General features: G+C 58.3%; 21 protein-coding genes. 18 read left to right on the top strand and 3 right to left on the bottom strand.

The genetic code is table 11. The features are described from left to right. Positions 1-125: 125 nt before the first annotated feature. Both ftsH and IF205_RS09720 read left to right on the top strand, forming a co-directional pair. Positions 126-1,979: an ATP-dependent zinc metalloprotease FtsH gene (gene ftsH / locus IF205_RS09725; RefSeq protein ID WP_259783091.1), complete on the top strand. Its 1,854-nt coding sequence runs from the start codon at positions 126-128 to the stop codon at positions 1,977-1,979. 45 nt (positions 1,980-2,024) lie between these two features. Beyond that, positions 2,025-2,519, top strand: coding sequence for a CBS domain-containing protein (locus IF205_RS09720; RefSeq protein WP_259783090.1), 495 nt, complete (start codon positions 2,025-2,027; stop codon positions 2,517-2,519). A 245-nt stretch (positions 2,520-2,764) separates the two neighbouring features. Here the strand turns inward: IF205_RS09720 and IF205_RS09715 are convergent, their stop codons facing one another. Then, the gene (locus IF205_RS09715; RefSeq protein ID WP_259783089.1) at positions 2,765-3,163 is read right to left on the bottom strand and encodes a DUF3775 domain-containing protein; all 399 of its coding nucleotides are present in this window, start codon (positions 3,161-3,163) and stop codon (positions 2,765-2,767) included. 296 nt (positions 3,164-3,459) lie between these two features. Here IF205_RS09715 and IF205_RS09710 point away from each other — a divergent pair, with 296 nt between their 5' ends. The 3 genes from IF205_RS09710 (at position 3,460) to IF205_RS09700 (ending at position 5,224) form a co-directional block, all read left to right on the top strand. After that, positions 3,460-3,948 (top strand): RT0821/Lpp0805 family surface protein, encoded by a 489-nt coding sequence (locus IF205_RS09710; protein ID WP_259783088.1) that lies wholly within the window; start codon positions 3,460-3,462, stop codon positions 3,946-3,948. 41 nt (positions 3,949-3,989) lie between these two features. Further along, entirely contained in the window at positions 3,990-4,565 is a 576-nt protein-coding gene (locus tag IF205_RS09705; RefSeq protein WP_259783087.1) for an HPF/RaiA family ribosome-associated protein, read from the top strand. A gap of 374 nt (positions 4,566-4,939) precedes the next feature. Beyond that, positions 4,940-5,224, top strand: coding sequence for an Lpp/OprI family alanine-zipper lipoprotein (locus IF205_RS09700; protein ID WP_259783086.1), 285 nt, complete (start codon positions 4,940-4,942; stop codon positions 5,222-5,224). A 46-nt stretch (positions 5,225-5,270) separates the two neighbouring features. Here the strand turns inward: IF205_RS09700 and IF205_RS09695 are convergent, their stop codons facing one another. After that, complete coding sequence (locus IF205_RS09695; RefSeq protein WP_259783085.1) at positions 5,271-6,224, bottom strand: L,D-transpeptidase family protein; 954 nt, start codon at positions 6,222-6,224, stop codon at positions 5,271-5,273. A gap of 160 nt (positions 6,225-6,384) precedes the next feature. On the opposite strand from IF205_RS09695, the gene groL reads away from it, so the two are divergent. From groL to IF205_RS09630, 13 genes are all read left to right on the top strand, one after another. Continuing rightward, positions 6,385-8,007 (top strand): chaperonin GroEL, encoded by a 1,623-nt coding sequence (gene groL, locus IF205_RS09690; protein WP_259783084.1) that lies wholly within the window; start codon positions 6,385-6,387, stop codon positions 8,005-8,007. Positions 8,008-8,129: 122 nt separating this feature from the next. Beyond that, positions 8,130-8,843: an ABC transporter ATP-binding protein gene (locus IF205_RS09685; protein WP_259783083.1), complete on the top strand. Its 714-nt coding sequence runs from the start codon at positions 8,130-8,132 to the stop codon at positions 8,841-8,843. A gap of 12 nt (positions 8,844-8,855) precedes the next feature. Continuing rightward, positions 8,856-11,237: an ABC transporter permease gene (locus IF205_RS09680; protein ID WP_259783082.1), complete on the top strand. Its 2,382-nt coding sequence runs from the start codon at positions 8,856-8,858 to the stop codon at positions 11,235-11,237. A gap of 16 nt (positions 11,238-11,253) precedes the next feature. Continuing rightward, complete coding sequence (locus IF205_RS09675) at positions 11,254-12,477, top strand: efflux RND transporter periplasmic adaptor subunit (RefSeq protein ID WP_259783081.1); 1,224 nt, start codon at positions 11,254-11,256, stop codon at positions 12,475-12,477. A 173-nt stretch (positions 12,478-12,650) separates the two neighbouring features. Continuing rightward, positions 12,651-14,081, top strand: coding sequence for a F0F1 ATP synthase subunit beta (gene atpD / locus IF205_RS09670; RefSeq protein WP_259783080.1), 1,431 nt, complete (start codon positions 12,651-12,653; stop codon positions 14,079-14,081). After that, the gene (locus tag IF205_RS09665) at positions 14,078-14,536 is read left to right on the top strand and encodes a F0F1 ATP synthase subunit epsilon (protein WP_259783079.1); all 459 of its coding nucleotides are present in this window, start codon (positions 14,078-14,080) and stop codon (positions 14,534-14,536) included. The genes atpD and IF205_RS09665 overlap by 4 nt, the downstream gene beginning before the upstream one ends. Then, positions 14,533-14,823: an AtpZ/AtpI family protein gene (locus IF205_RS09660; RefSeq protein ID WP_259783078.1), complete on the top strand. Its 291-nt coding sequence runs from the start codon at positions 14,533-14,535 to the stop codon at positions 14,821-14,823. Before IF205_RS09665 ends, IF205_RS09660 begins: the two co-directional genes overlap by 4 nt. Next, a complete protein-coding gene (locus tag IF205_RS09655; protein WP_259783077.1) occupies positions 14,820-15,095 on the top strand; it encodes an ATP synthase subunit I in 276 nt (91 codons plus the stop codon). The genes IF205_RS09660 and IF205_RS09655 overlap by 4 nt, the downstream gene beginning before the upstream one ends. Then, positions 15,095-15,766, top strand: coding sequence for a F0F1 ATP synthase subunit A (gene atpB / locus IF205_RS09650; protein ID WP_259783076.1), 672 nt, complete (start codon positions 15,095-15,097; stop codon positions 15,764-15,766). Before IF205_RS09655 ends, atpB begins: the two co-directional genes overlap by 1 nt. A gap of 9 nt (positions 15,767-15,775) precedes the next feature. Next, positions 15,776-16,018, top strand: a complete 243-nt coding sequence (locus IF205_RS09645) for a F0F1 ATP synthase subunit C (RefSeq protein WP_259783075.1) — start codon at positions 15,776-15,778, stop codon at positions 16,016-16,018. 3 nt (positions 16,019-16,021) lie between these two features. After that, positions 16,022-16,777 carry a F0F1 ATP synthase subunit B family protein gene (locus tag IF205_RS09640; protein WP_259783074.1) on the top strand — a complete coding sequence of 252 codons (756 nt, stop codon included), beginning with the start codon at positions 16,022-16,024 and terminating at the stop codon, positions 16,775-16,777. Next, on the top strand, positions 16,758-18,302 hold the full coding sequence (locus tag IF205_RS09635; protein ID WP_259783073.1) for a F0F1 ATP synthase subunit alpha: 1,545 nt from the start codon (positions 16,758-16,760) through the stop codon (positions 18,300-18,302). The genes IF205_RS09640 and IF205_RS09635 overlap by 20 nt, the downstream gene beginning before the upstream one ends. 1 nt (position 18,303) lies before the next feature. Beyond that, the gene (locus IF205_RS09630; RefSeq protein WP_259783072.1) at positions 18,304-19,149 is read left to right on the top strand and encodes a F0F1 ATP synthase subunit gamma; all 846 of its coding nucleotides are present in this window, start codon (positions 18,304-18,306) and stop codon (positions 19,147-19,149) included. On the opposite strand, the gene IF205_RS09625 is transcribed toward IF205_RS09630, so the two are convergent. Next, positions 19,146-19,913: a class II aldolase and adducin N-terminal domain-containing protein gene (locus IF205_RS09625; RefSeq protein ID WP_259783071.1), complete on the bottom strand. Its 768-nt coding sequence runs from the start codon at positions 19,911-19,913 to the stop codon at positions 19,146-19,148. The two genes, IF205_RS09630 and IF205_RS09625, sit on opposite strands and share 4 nt — an antisense overlap. Positions 19,914-19,960: the final 47 nt, after the last annotated feature.

Genomic DNA, 19,960 nt, shown 5'->3' with positions numbered 1-19,960 from the left:
CAATTGTTTGTGGACACTCAGATACGCCCTCCTTGCGTCCCTCTCGAAACATCTAACCCAGATCAATGCGACAATGGCCTGTCTGCGCCAATATTAGGCTTCCTAAGAGAAGGGCGATACGTGCCATGGATCGTAAAACACAAGCGACGATTTGGTATTTCATCATGGCCATGTTCATCGTGGTCCTGATCAACAACCTGGTTAGCCAGAATGCGCAGGTTGAACAAATCCCCTATAGCCAGTTCACGCAATATCTGGACGACGGTCAGGTCGCTAATGTGACGGTCAGCAAGGACACAATACGCGGCCAGTATGTGACGGCGAAAGATGGGAAGACCGATTTTGTCGTAACCCGCGTTGAACCCGAACTTGCCAAACGACTTGAAGCGTCCGGCGTGGAATTCCGGGGGACGGTGGAAAGCACCTGGCTGACAAACCTGTTGTCCTGGGTATTGCCGGTCCTGCTTTTCTTTGGTCTGTGGTACTTCTTTTTCCGGAAAATGCTGGCACAGCAAGGGGGCGGCCTTTTCGCCATCGGCAAGAGCAAAGCCAAGATTTATGTGGAGACCGATACAAAGGTCGGTTTTGACGATGTCGCCGGTGTCGATGAGGCCAAGGAAGAGTTGCAGGAGATTATCGACTTCCTGAAATCGCCTCAGGACTACGGCAAACTGGGTGCCCATATCCCCAAGGGTATACTGTTGGTGGGACCACCCGGCACCGGGAAAACCCTGCTGGCGCGCGCGGTTGCGGGAGAAGCCAATGTTCCCTTCTTTTCCATTTCCGGGTCGGAATTCGTAGAGATGTTCGTCGGGGTCGGCGCGGCACGCGTGCGCGACCTGTTTGAACAGGCCCGCGCCAAGGCACCAGCCATCATCTTCGTGGACGAACTGGACGCGGTCGGTCGTGCAAGGGGCATAGCCCCGGTTTCAGGCGGACATGACGAGCGGGAAAACACACTGAACCAGTTGCTTAGTGAATTGGACGGCTTCGACCCAAGTCAGGGCCTGGTTCTTCTGGCGGCGACAAACCGGCCGGAAATCCTGGACCCCGCCCTGCTGCGCGCCGGTCGTTTTGACAGGCAGATTCTGGTTGACCGCCCCGACCGGAAAGGACGGGCGCAAATTCTCAAGGTCCATCTCCGCAAGGTAACGCTCGCCCCGGATGTTGACCCGGACCAGGTGGCCGCCCTGACAACGGGTTTCAGCGGCGCCGACCTTGCCAACCTTGTAAACGAGGCGGCCCTGCTGGCGACCCGCCGACGCGGTAATGCAGTCGCCATGGATGACTTCACGCGTGCCATCGAACGAATTGTCGCCGGCCTTGAAAAGAAAAACCGTCTGCTGAACAAACATGAACGCGAAGTCGTTGCCTATCACGAAATGGGGCACGCCCTGGTTTCAATGGCCCTTCCCGGCACGGATGAAGTCCACAAGGTCTCGATTATTCCCCGTGGCGTCGGGGCGCTCGGCTACACCATTCAAAGGCCGACAGAGGACCGCTTCCTGATGAGCCGGGACGAATTGGAGAACAAGATCGCGGTTCTTCTGGGCGGGCGTGCGGCGGAATATCTGGTCTTTGAGCAGCTATCGACGGGGGCGGCAGACGACCTTGCCAAGGCGACGGAAATCGCGCGCAGTATGGTTACCCGTTATGGCATGGATGCCGACCTCGGGTCTGTAAGCTATGACAGTGACCGCCCGACGTTTCTGGAGCTTCAGCAGCAGATGCCCACACAGCGGCAATATAGCGACGCCACCGCCCAAAAAATCGACGAAGCTGTCAGGCATATCATCGACGGCATTTTCGCGCGCACAATCACCATTTTACGCGGCAACCGTAAAGTGCTGACGCATTGCGCCAGAGAGCTTCTCTCCAAGGAGACCCTGGAATCGGAAGAACTGCAGAAGTTGACCGAGGACCTGCACTCGCCCGTCGATGACGGTAAGGTCCGCCCCATCAAACCCAAAACACGTTGATAGGCCTGGCATTACCGATCAAGGGCCTGACCGGAGGACAAAATCATGAAATGGGATGCCAACCGGCTGACGGCAGCAGACCTTATGACAACCGACAGCATTGTCATCGAAGAAAACGACAGTCTGGAGAAAGTCGCCAACAGACTGCTCGCACAGCAGAAGTCCAACGCCCCGGTTGTGAGGGATAACAACGGCAAAAAGGAACTGATTGGCTTTGTGTCCGAAAAAGACGTGATCGAGTGTTTTTTCAACGCCGAGTTCTATCGCAAACCGGACACGCCGATCCGCCGGGTGACCCGCATTCACCCTGTTTGTATCCGCCCCGAGACAACCCTGCCGAATATCGCCTGTATCTTCCTGCAGCACGGATACCGCCATCTGCCCGTCATCGACGAAGGAGAATTTCTGGGCATTGTCAGCAGGCGTGACGTCATGCAGGGCTTTCTTGCCTATTATGAAGAACAACTCAGGCATGATGAGGAAAACCGTGAAGTCCCGGAAATGGTCGATATGCTAACGTCGCCCTTCATCATCGGCTAACGGTCAAAACCGTATCAAAGATACTTGTCCAGAATGCCGGTCATAGTCTGAGGTGCCTATCCGATAGCGACCGGATCGGCCTGGAACATATTCATCTCATACAGGGAGACTGCGGCATTTATCGGCACCATCCGCCAAGTCAGGCATATGTGGCATGGCGACACTCCTTGTCGGTCGGTTACGTCCTCTCTCAAACAGGTCTCATACTGTTACTGTGGCCACGAAAACACCACGACGGCTGCGGCTCATTCCCGGCAGGACAGCCCAAACGCCCCAAGCCCTTCATCCAGAAAATCGCTCAACATCGGCATCCCCAGGAGATACAGCGAGGTATGGTCATTGTGGCCGTCACGCGCCCGGTCCAGCGCATCCGACCATTCGTCCTGGCCGTAATCCCCCCGCCCGATCCATGCCAGCGCCACCAGTTCGCATTGCTCGTCCCAATTCAGGTCATCAATAATGGATTTCAATTCGTCAAAGGTGGCATCGCCCTCATAGGCCTCCAGCACCTGCAAAAAACCGTCATCAATCGCGTTGGACCCGTAGTCAGGCTCTGACACCTCTGACTGGGCATCAAGCTCCCGCGCCTTTTCCGCAATCCAGCATATCTTGGACAAGTCCAGTACCAGTTCTTCTCTAGACATTTTTCAGTCCTCAGCGAAATCTTTTCGATTACTAGGATAGCACAGATAGCCTCCGCAACGGACCGCATACGCCCCATTCGGTCGCTCGCCGCACTCCCTCCTTTATCCTGTGCCGTCATGTCCATGGCGCTGATGCAGGTTAAGCCACCCCCACATAGGCGCTTTGCGCACATAATACCGCTTTCTCTTAATTTGGATTAAGGCGCGCATCTCATCCGGACTTAACGTGAAACGAGATGAAACGGCTCCCCCAAAGGCACGTCGCTTTCCTGCGCAATCAGTATTGGAACATCGACATGAAAAAACTCCCTGCAATTGCCCTTACAGTCACACTCGGTTTTGCGGTACCGCTTGCCGGTTGCACGTCGGACTATGGCCCCAAGCAGACCGTGGGCGGTTTGTCGGGCGCCGTGCTCGGCGGGCTGCTCGGCGCACAGTTCGGCAGCGGCAGCGGCCAACTCGCGATGACCGGCATCGGCGTTCTTGTCGGCTCCCTGATGGGCAGCAACATCGGTAAATCCATGGACGAGCTGGACCGTATCAAAGCCGATCAGGCCACGCATAAGGCCCATGTTGCCGACATTGGTGAAACCATCACCTGGAACAACCCCGAAAGCGGACATTACGGCTCCATCACGCCAACGCGTGATGGCGTGGCGACCAACGGTCAATACTGCCGCGAATATCGCCAGACAATACACGTCGGGGACGACATGGCCGATGGATATGGCATTGCCTGTCAGCAGCCGGATGGGTCCTGGAAACTGGTCTCTCAAAGTCAGTGACCTCGTGTTCCACAGAAAAATAGGAGGCAAAGATATTCAACATGGAACAGCCTACCGAAATCATTTTTCGAAATATGGAACCCTCCAGCTTCGTGCGGGCACGTGTAGAAGAAGAGGTCGACAGACTGGAACGGTATTTTGACCGGATACAATCCTGTCAGGTCATGATCGAGGCCCCGCACAAGCATCACCGGAAAGGACGTGAATATCACGTTGCGGTACATATGGCCCTGCCCAAAGGCCGGAACGTGGATGTCACCCACACCGGACGGAAAGACAAGGCGCATGAAGATGTCTATGTCGCCATCCGGGACGCATTCAAGGCGGCGACCCGACAATTGCAGGACACATCGAATGTCATGGCGGGAAAGGTAAAAACCCATGACACCCCCGAACACGGCCATGTCCGGACCCTCTTCCCCGATCGCGGATACGGCTTCATCCAGTCCAGCGATGGCCGCGAGATTTATTTCCACCGCAACAGCGTGGCCGAAGGTTCCTTCGATGCTCTCCACCAGGGTGATGACGTCAGGTTTGTTTCCACCGAGGGCGAAAGTGCGGAAGGCCCGCAGGCCAGTACTGTCATCCCCATCGGGAAACATCACCTGACAGACTGACAGGCGGCGTAACACTCCCCGGCAACCCTTTGACCCGGCAACGCCACCTCCTTGGGGCACTTTCAGGCGTCCTTTCACAACCGCATCGCCAACAGCAACATCGATGTCATGGTCGACAATAAAGGCGACATTCTTGTCTGATGTCCGGCTCATGGAATAATCCATCCGATCACTGCATTATCACGAAGCAATGAACATCAAATGGAAATTCAACTTCTTAACCTGTGTTAGTATGGGCGGGACGCATTCACCGCTACAGTCATGTGAGCGCGACTTCAGGAGGTTTCAGCAAGAACCACTTCCTCCAACGTGGAGAAATGTTGCGCCCACGCAAAACACGCTGCGTGTGAATACTATGAGGAAGGAGCAGAGCAATGCTTAAAACGATGACCCGGTTGCCTCTATGGGGCGCGCTTGCTTTGGCGTTGACCCTGGGGGCCTGTGCTTCCCAGCAAAAAGAAGACTCCATGATGTCATCCGATTCCAGCATGGAAACGGCCAACATGGCCCAGGACACGGCAAAGTCTGCGGAGAAGAAAGCATCCGATGCCATGATGGCAAGCGATGAAGCCATGCGCCAGATCAAGGAGTTGCGAGCGGAAGTCGACCGCCTCAACGAAAAGATGGACCGTATGTTCCAGAAGTCGATGATGAAATAGTGGTAAGACAGGCTGCCACATTCCTGTAGCGGCGAACCGGTTGCTATCAGCCCCGTAGAACAGGCACCGGGACGCCGCGCCTTTGCCGAATGGTTTCATCGACCTTGTTCCAGTCAATGCGGGAGGCCTGGCCTGCAACCGCGTCGGCAAGAAGGACCGCGATATCGTCTGCCTTTTCCGGTGTCATTTTGCCGCCCAGCGCCAGTTCATCTGCCTGTTCCTGTGTCGGGTGAGCTTCGAGATAGAGCCTGCCCTCTGACCAGCCGACAAGAACGGGTTGGTTGACGACCTCAACAGATGTGCCAACATCAACAGCCTTGAACAGGTTTTCAATATCTTCCGGATAGAGGCGGATACAGCCATGGCTGACCCGTCGGCCAATGCTGTAGGGCCGGTTCGTGCCATGGATCACATACCCCGCCCACCCCAGACTGAGGGCATAATCACCCAGTGGATTGTCCGGGCCGGGTCCGATTGCCCTGGGCAGCCAGGGTTTTTCTTCACGTATTGAATCAGGTGGTATCCAAGTGGGGGCCTGACGCTTTAAAACGACGTGCGTTCTCCCCAGCAGGGTCTCATGCGCCTGCCTGCCAATTCCAACGGGATAGGTGATCACCGGGCTTGCGTCATTCCCCGTGAAATAAAACAGGCGTTGCTGTGCCAGATTGACGACGATCCCCTGTCTGCGTGCATGTGGCAGAATATGGGCAGTCGGCAACAGGACGATACTGCCCGCCTCCGGCAGCCAGGGGTCAATGTCGGGATTTGCCGCAACCATCTCCGTGTAACCCAGATCAAACCTGCGTGCGAGGTCGACAAAGGTATCGGTGTCAACGGCGGTATGCCGTCGCAATGTCCCTATAATGTCGTCCCTCACTTGCGCCCTGGCAGGCGATGGGGCCAATAGACCACCGACCAGAAGAGCCTGAAGAAGCCGCCTTCTGCTCAGCCCCTGCTTCAACGCCGGCACGTCGTCCGATGGCTTTAGGAACAAACTCATCCTACATAGTCCCCGTATACCTTCGCCTTCAGAATAACACTGTTTTGACAGTCGGATAGCGCCAAAACACTGGCAATCTTGATGCAGGTTAGTGCTCAACCACACAAGTTTCGGAACAATATCAGGTCTCCAGCATTTCCTATCCATCAAAGGTGTTGCCATGACAGCAACAGACGTGAGATTCAGCAGCACAGCGCGTGAAAAACTGCTGCACGGTGTCAACATAATGGCGAATGCCGTGAAGGCGACCTTGGGGCCCAAAGGCCGGAACGTCCTGATCCGGCACAGCTATGGCAGCCCGCGTATCAGCAAGGATGGCGTAACGGTCGCAAAGTCAATCGAACTGCCCGATATCATAGAAGATATGGGGGCCCAGATGCTGCGCGAGGTCGCGGTGAAAACCAGCCAGTTGGCCGGCGACGGCACCGCCACCGCCACGGTCCTGGCCCAGGCTATTGTCCAAGAAGGCATCAAGGCGATTGTTGCGGGCATGAACCCCATGGACCTGAAACGCGGGATCGACAGCGCCGTCGATGCGATTGTGGAAGACCTGAAACGTCGGTCCCGACCTGTGTCCACATCCGCGGAAATCGCACAGGTGGGAACCATTTCGGCCAATGGAGAGGCCGAAATAGGTAAAATCCTGGCAGAGGCAATGGAAAAGGTTGGCAACGAAGGGGCTATCACAATTGAGGAGGCAAAGTCGCGCGAGACCGAACTGGAAGTGGTCGAGGGACTGCAATTCGACCGGGGCTATATGTCGCCCTATTTCGTGACCAATGAAGAGAAGATGATTTGTGAACTGGACGAACCTTATATCCTGCTTCACGAAAAGAAGGTAACCGGCCTACAAACCCTTGTGCCCTTGCTGGAATCCATTGCCCAAAGCGGTCGCCCGATCCTGATGATCGTGGAAGACCTCGACACTGAGGTTCTTGCCACCCTGGTCGTAAACAGGTTGCGGGGCGGACTGAAGGTGTCTGCGGTCAAGGCCCCCGGTTTCGGCGACCGCCGCAAAGCGATGTTGCAGGACCTCGCCACCGTGACGGGTGGTGAAGTCATCTCCGAAGACCTTGGTATCAAGTTGGAAAATGTGACCATTGATATGTTGGGCACCGCCCAGCGGGTGGTGATCTCCAAGGATGAAACCACCATCATCGGCGGCTCCGGGCGCAGCGCGGATATCGAGGCCCGCTGTAAACAGATCCGCACACAGGTTGACCAGGCCAGTTCCGATTATGATCGTGAAAAACTGCAGGAGCGCCTTGCGAAATTGTCCGGTGGTGTCGCGATCATTCGTGTCGGAGGGGCGACGGAAACCGAAGTCAAGGAACGCAAGGACCGCGTCGATGACGCCATGCATGCAACCCGTGCCGCCGTTGAGGAGGGCATCGTCGCAGGCGGCGGCGTGGCCCTTCTTTACGGCATAAACACCCTGGGTGCATTGGCCCCGGCCAACCGGGATCAACAGGTCGGGATCGAAATTGTCCGCCGCGCCATCAGGGCTCCCTGCCAAACAATCGCCAGCAATGGCGGCTACGACGGCGCGGTTGTTGTGGGCCGTCTGCTGGAGACGAATGACGAAAACTACGGCTTTGACGCCCAGTCTGGAACTTACGGCAATATGATCACCACCGGTATCATCGACCCGACGAAAGTCATGCGACTGGCGCTGCAGGACGCGGCCTCTGTCGCGGGCCTCCTGATTACGACAGAGGTGGTGGTTGCCGACATGCCGGAAACACAGCACAATCCGCCCCATGGCATGACAGAGGCATACTGATATACCACAGCCACATTGTTCCCTTATTGATCTATGGCATGGACCGCCTCCCGTAAAAAGAGTTCGGTGTTTGCCGGGCCGAGGCTATAATGCTGACAGGCCATTTCAGAAAAGGAAGGGGCATGGCCAGCAAACCTGTTGCCTTTGAGATCAAGGAGTTGAGCAAGACCTATGGCAGTGGGCGGGCAGCCGTTCACGCACTTCGCGGGGTCAGCCTGACGGTCCGGCGTGGCGAATTCCTGGTCCTGCTTGGCCCGTCGGGCAGCGGCAAATCGACCTTGTTGAATATCATTGGCGGCCTGGACAGCGCCTCTTCCGGCTCAGTCTACTACGAAGACCAGGACCTTACCCATCTGGCCGACCCCGCCCTGACCCGCTATCGACGCAACCATGTCGGTTTTGTCTTTCAGTTCTATAATCTGATGCCGGGCCTGACGGCGCTGGAAAACGTGGAACTGGTGGTGGAAATCGCCCCGGACCCGATGCCTGCGGAACAGGCCCTCGGCCTGGTGGGCATGTCGCACCGCCTGGACCATTTCCCGGCACAGCTTTCCGGCGGGGAGCAGCAACGCGTCGCCATCGCCAGGGCACTGGCAAAGCAACCGCAGGTCCTGCTTTGCGACGAGCCGACCGGTGCCCTTGACCGCGACACAGGTATCGGTGTTCTGGAAGCACTGGCAACGGTCAACCGGGAAGTCGGCACAACAGTCCTGATTGTTACCCATAATGCAGGCGTGGCCGCCATGGCCGACCGCGTCATTCGTTTCGTCGACGGTCAGGTGACAAAAATCGATCATAACGAACGGAAGGCAGATGCCGCTGACATTCAGTGGTAAGGCACAGGCAAAATGATGCGCTTTCTTGCCATATTGGACCGGAAAATTCTGCGGCGGCTGTGGCAGCTTCGCGGTCAGGTCGTCGCCATTGCCCTGGTGATCGCCTGCGGGGTTGCTGTTTTTGTCATGATGCGCGGGGCGGTCCACACCCTGGACCTCACCCGCAATGCCTATTACGAACGCTATCGCTTTGCGGATCTCTTCGTGCCGATGACCCGCGCACCAAATTATCTCGCCGACCAGGCGGCACTGCTCGACGGTGTTGCTACGGCGGAAAGCCGCATTCATGGCAGCCTGCTGGTGGACCTGCCGGACGGGGGCCTGCCCGGCCTGTCCGGCACCGTGCTTTCCGTCCCGGTCCACAGCCGCCCCGCCCTGAACGACCTTTACCTGACCAGTGGGCGCTGGCCCGACCCGGACCGTACCGATGACGCCATCCTGCTGCAGGGTTTCGCCCTGGCCCATAACCTGAGACCCGGAGATTACCTGTCCGTCACCATGAAGGGTAAGCGCCGGGATCTGCATATTGTCGGCCTCGCCCTGTCTCCGGAATTTGTCTATCCTATTCCGCCGGGCGAACTGGTCCCCGACAACAGCCGCTTTGCGGTGGTCTGGATGGGCAGGAAGGCGTTGGAAAACGCCTATGGCCTCGAGGGGGCATTTAACGAACTTGTCGTCGATCTGTCCTGGCATGCCAATGAAGACTCCGTCGTCACCGCCCTCGACAATCTGTTTGCCGACTATGGTGGTCAGAAAACCATCCGACGCAAAGACCAGATATCGAACCGTTTCCTCAGTAATGAAATCGACCAGCTAAAGCTGCTATCGCGCATTGTTCCCCTGATTTTCCTCGCCGTGGCGTCTTTCCTGTTGAATGTGGCGATCATGCGTATGGTCCAAGCCGAACGCGTACAGATAGGCCTTCTCAAGGCGGTCGGTTACAGCAATCTGAACCTGCTTCTCCACTATCTGAAAACAGCCCTGGGCATTGTGGCGCTTGGTGTTTTCATCGGCTGGTTTGCGGGCACCTGGATGGGGCGCGGGCTTGCAGAGATGTATGCCGATTTCTTCACATTCCCGCTTTTGATCTTCAAGCCCGGCCTGTTCCCCTATGTCACCTCCGCACTGGTCAGCTCGCTGGCCGGTATATTGGGTGTCCTGGCCGCATTGATACGCGTCGTACGCCTGCGCCCGGCAGAGGCCATGCATCCCGCCCCGCCGACCGATTACCAACGCATGAACGGAAGCCTTACCGGGATGCTCAGCCGTGGCGTCGACCAGCCGACCCGCATGATTTTACGTCACCTGGGCAGATGGCCGTTACGGGCAGCCATCGCCTGCCTTGGTATCGGTCTGGCCATGGGAATTCGGGTTGCCTCCCAATCAAGCTGGGATTCCATCGACCATGTCATGGCCGTGACCTATGGCCATCTGACACGACAGGACCTGACGGTTACTTTCGTCGATCCGCAAGGGTCCCGTATCCTGTATGAACTGCGTACGATCCCCGGTGTTGTCGCGGCAGAGCCTTACCGGGTTGCCTCCACGCGCATCGCCCATGGCGCGATTGAACGGCAGGAAGGCATCATCGGGGTCATGGAATATTCCGATCTCAGCAGGTTGATGAATGGCCGGGAAGAGATTGTCCAGCCACCGCCGGACGGTATCGTCCTGTCCGACGCCCTGGCGAATGACCTGAACGCCAAGCCGGGAGACCTGCTCACGGTTTCCATAACCGAAGGCAAACGGGTAACCGCCACCCTGCCCGTTACCTCCGTCAGCACCGCCTATTTCGGCGCGCCCGCCTTCATGGAGCTTTCCGCCCTGGACCGGTTGATGGAGGAAGGCCCGCGTGTTTCAGGGGCCTATCTGGCGGTCGACCGTGGCCGCCGTGATGAAATCGTGGACAAACTGGCGGATATGCCGACGGTCGCCACCGTCACCATACAACAGGCCGCCCGCAATTCCCTTCAGGAACAGATGGACGAATTCCTGGGCACGATGACCTTTTTCAACACCGTCTTTGCCAGCCTGATTGCAATCGGTGTCGTCTATAACAGTATCCGCGTCACCCTGGCCGAACGGGGGCGTGAAATTGCCAGCCTTCGGGTGCTGGGCTTCACGAAGGGTGAGGTCAGCTACATCCTGCTGGGCGAAGTCGCGTTGCTTGCCTTTGCCGCCCTGCCGTTGGGGGCTGCCATTGGGTACGGACTGGCCTGGTTCATCATGACATCGTTAAGCTCTGACCTTTTCACCATGCCCACGGTAATCAGCGTCGTCACATACGGCATTGGTGCATTAACCATAACAATTGCGGTTATTCTGTCCGGTGCCTGGGCCATTCGCGCCATAGGCACACTGGATCTGATCGCCGTACTCAAGACACGGGAATGAGGGGGACCTGACAACCATGGCAACCAAGACCATCCGCAACACGATCGGCGCGGGCCTTGTAACGGGGCTTGCTGCCTTTCTGGTCTATGCCTTCCTGCCCCAGCCCGTCCCCGTCGATATGGCAGAAATCGACAGGGCGCCTCTGACAGTCACCATCGACGACGAGGGCAAGACGCGCGTCCGCGACGTCTATCGCCTGTCGGCCCCGGTATCCGGCCGCGTCCTGCGCATCGAGGCCGATGTGGGTGACAAAGTCATCGCCAATGACACAATCCTGGCGCATCTTCTGCCAACCGAACCCAATTTTCTGGACGCCCGCGCCCTCAAGGAAGCAGAAGCAAAGATACGCGCGGCGGAAGCCGCCGTTGAACTGGCCCGTGCAGAAGTCGCCAAATCCGCCGCCGAAGTGGATTTCGCCGCTGCGGAACTGACACGGGCCAAACGCCTCGCACGCAACGATACAGTCTCACAATCCGCCTTGGACCGGGCACAGCTACAGGCCCGCTCCTCCCGTGCGGCACTTGCCAGCGCAAAGGCAGAGGTTACCCGCCGCGAGGCGGAGCTGGAAACGGCCCGCGCGGTTCTCGTCGGCCCGGCGACGCCTGCCACTGTTGAGGCCGGAAACCAGACCGGCGTGCTGTCCCTGCGCATGCCGGTCAGCGGGGAAGTCCTGGCCGTGTTACAGGAAAGCGAATCCGTTGTGACGGCCGGAACCCCGTTGGTGGAGGTCGGCGACCCGCGGGACCTGGAGGTGGTTGTCGACCTGCTGTCCGATAATGCAGTAAAGGTCAGCGCGGGCGACAAGGTTCTGGTGGACGAATGGGGCGGCGGTGCTTCGCTTTCCGGCGTGGTCCGCCGCGTGGAACCGACGGGTTTCACCAAGGTCTCCGCCCTCGGCATTGATGAACAGCGGGTCAATGTCATCATTGATCCGGTCCCCGGTGAGGCCGGATGGGAACGGCTGGGCCATAACTACCGGGTGGTGGTCCGCATCGTCATATGGCACGGCGACGACGTTCTGCGTGTGCCGCTATCCGCGCTGTTCCGCCTGGACCGTGAATGGGCTGTCTTCAAGGTGGTCGACGGGCATGCCGAAGCCACCCCCGTTAAAATCGGCCACCGCAACACAAGCCATGCCGAAGTCCTTTCCGGGCTCAAGGAAGGCGACCAGATCGTCCTTTATCCGGGAGAGGAAGTGGAAGACGGCAGCCCGGTGGAACCCCGCAGCGCCCGCAATTAGGCACCATGGAGCAATCTTCCTCTAGGATAACCGACTGGTGAGCTGTAGAATTATATTGAGCGATATCAATGCTGTTGACCGAGTAACCATGCCAGTTTGGTGAGGCTGGCTGTGCCTGTAATTCCTGTATTTTTCAGCGCCAGACGCAACAAGGGACAGGGTATGTGGCAACCATGGTAGAAAAAGCAGAGCATTCCGCATCGCAGGACGCAATGTCCGGCGGCCTTGTCGCGCGTGTCGATGGTTCTGTGGTGGATATCCGCTTTCCGGACGGCCAGTTACCGCCGATCAACAATGCCGTGGAAATCAACTGGGACTTGCCCGACCGGCTGATCGCGGAAGTCCACCAGCATTTAAGCCCCGAAATTGTGCGCGCGGTGGCCCTGCGGGAGACGGCCGGATTGTCTTGCGGGGTCCCGGCACGTGATCTCGGCAGCTCGATCCAGATCCCTGCAGGCGACGCGGTACTGGGCCGTATGATCAATGTGATTGGCGATCCTATCGATCATCTGGACGCATTCCCGGATGATTGTCCCCGCAGTCCCATTCATCAAAAGCCGTTGCCGATCTCGCAGTTCAAGCGCGGACGCAGCCCCTTTTTCACCGGGATCAAGGTGATCGACCTTCTGGCCCCCCTGGCGCGTGGTGGCAAAGGGGCCATGTTCGGTGGCGCAGGCGTGGGCAAGACCGTCCTGATCATGGAACTCATCCATTCAACAATCGAGAAATATGGCGGAATCTCTGTTTTTGCCGGTATCGGCGAGCGATCCCGCGAGGGACATGAATTATGGCTGGAGCTGAAGAAATCTGGCGTTCTGGAACGGACAGCCCTGGTCTTCGGCCAGATGAACGAACCGCCCGGCGCGCGCTGGCGTGTCGGCCTCGCAGCCCTTGCCGTGGCGGAATATTTCCGCGATCAGCAGCATAAAGACGTCCTGTTTCTGGTCGACAACATATTCCGATTTATCCAGGCGGGCAGCGAGGTATCCGGCCTGTTGGGCCGCCTCCCCTCACGCGTTGGCTATCAACCAACCCTCGCCACCGAAATCGCCGAGTTGGAGGAGAGGATCGCCTCCGTCGAGGATGCTGCCGTAACGTCTATCCAGGCGGTCTATGTCCCCGCCGACGATTTCACCGACCCTGCCGTGGCAGAGACCTTCACGCATCTGGATTCCGCCATCGTGCTCAGCCGCGACATGGCAAGCCAGGGCCTCTATCCCGCAATCGACCCGCTGACGTCCACCTCCGTAATGCTTGATGCGCGGATCGTCGGTGAGCGCCACTACGACATCGCCGAAGAGGTTCGCCGTTCGATCGAGCATTACCGCGAATTACAGGAGATCATCTCCCTCTTGGGAATGGAGGAATTAAGCGCAGCAGACAGACTGGCCGTCAACCGCGCCAGAAAGCTTGTCCGCTTTCTCACACAGCCTTTTGAAATAACATCGCAATTCACCGGACGCCCCGGTGTCACTGTAAAACTTGAAGACACTCTGGCGGGATGCAGCGCCATCCTTGAAGGGGAGACCGACGACTGGTCGGAAAGTTCGCTTTATATGATCGGAACACTGGACGACGCCCGGCAGAAGGAGGCGGAGACATGAGGTTGCTGGTCTCAACGCCCCTGGACGTAATTGTGGACACCGACGACGCCTGTCATATCCGGGCGGAGGACACTTCCGGTGCTTTCGGCATATTACCAGGCCATGCAGATTTCCTCACAACCCTGACAGTCTCGGTCATTACCTGGCAGGACAGCCACGGACAGGACCACCATATCGCGGTACGGCGAGGGATTTTGAGCATCCACGACGGCAATCTGGTAAAGGTTGCCACCCGCGATGCCGTTGGCGAGGAAAGTCTCAAGCGCCTGGGCAAGGCCGTGTTGGAACGCTTCCGGGAAGAAGTAGCCGCCGAAGACGAGGCGCGCACCTCCGCCACCCGCCTGCATCTTGCAACAATCCGGCAGTTGCAGCGCTACCTGACCTCGCGCAGCCAGGCCGTACCGCAACCCCGTCCGCCCATGTATTGGGAAACAGCGGGAGAGGCGGAACAATGACACGACCACCCCCCAACCACGACAAGGACGAGATGCAGCGCGCCGTTCAACTACGCCGCAAGCGCCGTGAGACCTGGCACAAGGAAGGTGAGCGGTCTCTGTGGGCCAACCTGTCGATGATCGGGTCGTTCGGATGGTTGATCGTCGTACCCACCCTTTTGGGTGTGGCCGCCGGGCGCTGGCTCGACCGGACATTTGAAACCGGCATTTTTTTCAGCGGGGCGCTGATTTTCCTGGGGGTGACCGTCGGGGCCTATCTCGTCTGGAAAAGGATCAACAAGGCATGAGCATGGAACAGATCGCGGAATTCATCATCTATGCCCTGGCCGGTCTTGTCGCCGGTCTGGTCTATTTCTCCGTCCTCTATCGGGTCGTGCAGATGCATGTCTCCGGCGACCGGCCCGCTATCGCGATCCTGCTTCACTTTGGCCGTCTGGCGCTGGCAGTGGGGACATTTCTAGGCATTGCCATGCAAGGTGCATTACCTTTGCTTGCGGCCCTGATCGGCTTTCTCGCGGGACGTTACGCGGTCACTCATTGGGTGAAGGTACAGGCCTGATGGAAAAAAATCCGCTCAGCATAGACATCATTTTTCAGGTGGGACCGGTCCCGATCAGCCGCGCCGTCCTCACCACGTGGGCGATCATGGCCGTGCTGACGATAATCTGCTGGATCGGGCTGCGCCGCCCGAAGATTAATGCCGGGCCGTTACAGACCGTCCTTGAAATCGTTGCAACGACCCAGTCGAAACAGGTCGGCGAGATCATCCGCCGCGACCCGTCTCCCTACCTGCCCCTGCTGGGAACCCTTTTCCTGTTCCTGGTCTTTGCCAATCTGTCGGCTGTTTTGCCCGGCACCAAACCGCCAACCGGCCATCTGGAAACCCCGGCAGCATTGGCCGCAATCGTCTTTCTGTCCGTCCATTTTTTCGGCATCCGATCTCGTGGGTTTCTGCCTTATCTGGGCCGCTATATCAAACCCAACCCGATCTTGTTGCCATTGAATATCCTGTCGGAAGTAACCCGCACCTTTTCCCTGATGATCCGGTTGTTCGGCAACATGATGAGCCATGAATTCATGATTGCCATCGTGGTGTTCCTGGCCGGGCTTTTCCTGCCGATCCCCTTCCTTTTGTTGGGCATCCTGATCGGGATCATCCAGGCCTATATTTTCACCGTTCTCGCCGCCGTCTTCATCGGCGCGGCCGTCAGCAAAGAGGAAGCGATATGAGGATTTACCATGACTGTTGAAATGTGGAGCATCATCGGCGCGATGGTCGCCGTCTCCTTTGGCGCAATTGGTCCCGCACTTGCCGAGGGCCGGGCCATTGCTGCCGCCATGGAGGCGATTGCGCGCCAGCCGGAATCGGCAGGCACCCTGTCACGCACCCTATTCGTTGGCCTGGCGATGATCGAGACCATGGCGATCTACTGCCTGGTCATTGCCCTGCTGCTGCTTTACGCGAACCCCTTCACCGGATAGCCCATGCAGATCGACTGGTGGACGCTTGCCCTGCAGGCGATTAATTTTCTAATCCTTGTCTGGTTGCTGCACCGCTTCCTGTACCGACCGGTGCGCGAGATCGTCGCCAAGCGCAAGCAGTTGGCGGAACAGGCCTTTGCCGAGGCGGACGCGGCCAAACAAAAGGCTGTCGAAAGCGAGCGGCGCTACAAGGAAGACAGAACCGCCCTGCGGGAAGAGCGTGATCGCCTGCTCGCCCAGACCCGCCGTGACATGGAAGCCGAACGGCAAAAGCTGTTGGACGAGGCACAGCAGGAGGCGAATGCAATAATCGGCAAGGCACAGGCCGACATTGCCGAGGATCACAGGGCCGCCAGTAATAAAATCCGGGATGAAGCCGGCAGGCTCGCGGTGGAGATCGCCGCACAGCTTCTGGCGCAGACCGACGGCCAGTCAATAAACCAGGTCGCGTTGCAATATCTCGACAAGGCCATCACCGATATGGCCCCCGCCGCACAGGAAAAGCTCCAGCAGGACTTGTCGACTGACGGCGCACGACTGCACATCGTGACCGCCAATCAGCTAACCGCGGAAGAACAGCAACACTGGTTGAAAGTTCTGGGAACCCGCCTCCCGGTCGATGGCATCACTGAATTCAGTACAGATTCCGGGATATTGGGCGGGGCAGAACTGCGCCTGCCCAACACGACCATTCGCTTCACCTGGTTGGACCAGTTGAGACAGATAGAGGACCGCTTGCGTGACCAAAACGCCGGATGACTATGGCCTGAAAGACTGGACGGCCCAGGCACGCGATCGCCTGTCCGGGTTCCAGGCCCGGGCGCGTGTCGACCATATCGGCAGCATCGCCCATATCGGTGATGGTGTTGCAGAAGTGACCGGCCTGCCCTGGACGCGCCAGGACGAATTGCTCCGTTTCGAGGACGGCACGCTGGGACTGGCCTTCCGCGTTGACGAAAACAGCACCGGTTGCGTGATGCTGGGCGCAAGCGACGGCCTTCGCGCCGGGACCCGCGTATTCGGCACCGGAACCATCATTGAGGTTCCTGTCGGCGAGGCCCTGTTGGGCCGGGTGGTCAACGCCGTAGGACAGCCCATCGATGGCGGCCCTGCAATCACGGCAGACCTCACCACTCCCATCGAACGTCCGGCACCGGGGATTGTTGACCGCGATCTGGTGACATCCCCCCTGATGACCGGTGTTACGGTCGTCGACGCCATGATCCCGATTGGCCGGGGTCAACGGGAATTACTGATCGGTGACCGAAAGACCGGCAAGACTGCCCTGGCAGTCGACGTGATGATCAACCAGAAAGACACGGATGTGATTTGTGTCTATGCCGCCGTGGGCCAGAGAGCCTCCGCCGTCAGTCAGGTGATTGAGGCGGTTCGCACATTCGGCGCGCCGGAGCGCTGTATTTTCGTGGTGAGCGAGGCAGACGCCCCACCTGGTGCCCAATGGGTTACCCCCTATGCCGCCTGCAGCATGGCCGAATATTTCCGGGATCGGGGCCGGGATGTATTGCTCATTGTCGACGATCTGACCAAACATGCGATCCTCTATCGCCAGCTTTCCCTGCTGTTGCGCAAACCACCGGGTCGAGAGGCATACCCCGGTGATATCTTCTACATTCATGCGCGTCTTCTGGAACGGGCGGCGAAGTTGTCACCGGAACTGGGCGGCGGCTCGCTGACCGCCCTGCCCATTGCGGAAACCCAGGACGGTGACCTCAGCCGCTATATCCCGACCAACCTGATTTCAATCACCGATGGCCAGATTTATCTGGAACCCAAGCTGTTCTACGAAGGTCTCAAGCCCGCCGTCAATGTGGGATTGAGCGTCTCCCGCGTTGGCGGCCACACGCAATTCCCCGCCATCCGGGAACTGGCCGGGCAACTGCGCCTGGACTATGCGCAATTCCTGGAACTGGAAGTCTTCACCCGATTTGGTCCCATGGCCGATGAGCGGACGAAACGGACCATTGAACACGGACGGCGCATCCGCGCCATTCTTGTGCAGCCGGAATTCGCCCCACGGTCGCTGATCCATCAAATTGCCCTGCTGCTGCTGATCAAGACGGGCAAGCTCGACGATGTCCCGTTGGTACAGGTGGAAGAAATCAAGAAGCGGCTGGCCGATCACCTTGACCGGAATTGCGCGGGGATTGCATCCAGACTGAACCGATCCGGCGCGTTAAGTGAGCAGGACCGGACGGACCTTCTGTCCGCGCTGGATCTGTTACTGGAAGAGGTCACAGACGCAGCCCGGGGTCAGGAGGGCTGATATGGAACAGTTATCCCGGATCAAGGCCCGGCGGGAAAACCTGCATGATCTGCGGGACCTGTTTCGTGCCATGCGCGGGATGGCCGCCGCCCATGTCCAGGAGGCGCAAAAGGCTCTGAAAGGCATTCGTGAGTATGTCGCATCGGTAGAGACCGCCTTGGCCGATGGGGCGCGGCTGCTGCCCGACAGCGCCGGCTCATCGCCTGTTTCCGGCGCAGGTTCCTCGGGACTGGTCATTGTCGTATGTTCCGACCACGGCTTTACCGGTGCCTTCAACGACCGTCTGCTTGAAAAGGCCCTGTCCCGTCTGGATGCCAACAGGCAACTCGGCATCATAGGGCAGCGCGGACTATTACTGGCGCAGGAACATCAACTGACCCCCTCCTGGTCCCATCCCATGGCAACCCACGTTGGAGGCGTGATCAACCTGGCCCGGCAGATCACTGAAAAACTTGCCCACCATGTAGAGGTGGAAATCATCTTCGCCCGCTATGACAAGGGCGCGCGTTACGATGTGGTTGCAAAGCAGATCCTGCCAATTGATCCTGATCTTCTGCGGGGCCGGGGCGACGCCTCGCCGCCCCTGCATCATCTGGATGCGCTGCATCTGCTCGGCCAGTTGACGGAGGAATATCTGTTTGGCGAGATTACCCAGGCGATCATGGAATCCCTCGCCAGCGAAAACGGCGCACGCCTTCAGGTCATGCAGGCAGCCGACCGCAATGCCGGAGACAAGCTAACACAGCTTCAGCGCCGGGAACGCAGTCTCCGGCAGGAGGCGATTACCGCCGAATTGCTGGAACTGGCGACCGGCGTCGAAGCCATTATGAAGGACAATCCCGCCTAGTCCCTGTAGCCGGGGTCCTCCGCGTCCAGAATTGCCTTCAGATCGTTAAAGTGACTATCCGCCTGATCGGGGTATTCTTCCAGTTCCCTCGCGGTCTTTTCCGCAATTTCATCAGACAGAATCCGTAAAGGCAGTCCCGTCTGCAGTGCCTTGATATAGGTCTCCGCCGCCCGCTCAAAGTAATAGAGCCGGTTGAAGCTATCCGCGACCGAATCCCCAATCACCAGCACGCCGTGGTTGCCCATTATCATGGTCTTGACCTTCGGGTCGGACAGCATGCCTGCGCAACGCTCCCCTTCCGCGTCGAAGGCCAGTCCGCCAAAGCCCTCATCAATCACATAACGGTTGAAGAAGGTCGCTGTGTTCTGGTCGATCGGCGGCAGGTTGCTGTCTGTAAGACAGGCCAGAACCGTGGCATAGATTGAATGGATATGCATCACGCAACGGGCATGTTTCACATGCCGGTGGATAGAACCATGCAACCCCCAGGCCGTCGGATCAGGCGCGCCGGGCAGATCCAGGACATCCTTGTCATTGGCATCCAGCAATAGCAGGTCGGTTGCCTTGATGCGGGAGAAATGGCGCTGGTTCGGGTTCATAAGGAACTGCGTACCATCCTCGTTGACGGCCAGCGAAAAATGGTTCGCCACCGCCTCATGCATGTCCAGACGCGCTGTCCAGCGGAAAGCACAGGCCAGGTCCACCCGTTCCTCATAGAAGGGCATGTTTGACCGATGATGGGGTTTCATTTGCTGAACGGTCATGATCACCTCCCACAAGCTTTTTTATAACACCGTCACGGCGGCGATTA

Origin of the sequence: Aestuariispira ectoiniformans, assembly GCF_025136295.1 — a bacterium.
Taxonomy (GTDB): domain Bacteria; phylum Pseudomonadota; class Alphaproteobacteria; order UBA8366; family Aestuariispiraceae; genus Aestuariispira_A; species Aestuariispira_A ectoiniformans.
The sequence above is the reverse complement of the archived record's forward strand: the minus strand, read 5'-3'. Positions and strand labels throughout refer to the sequence as shown.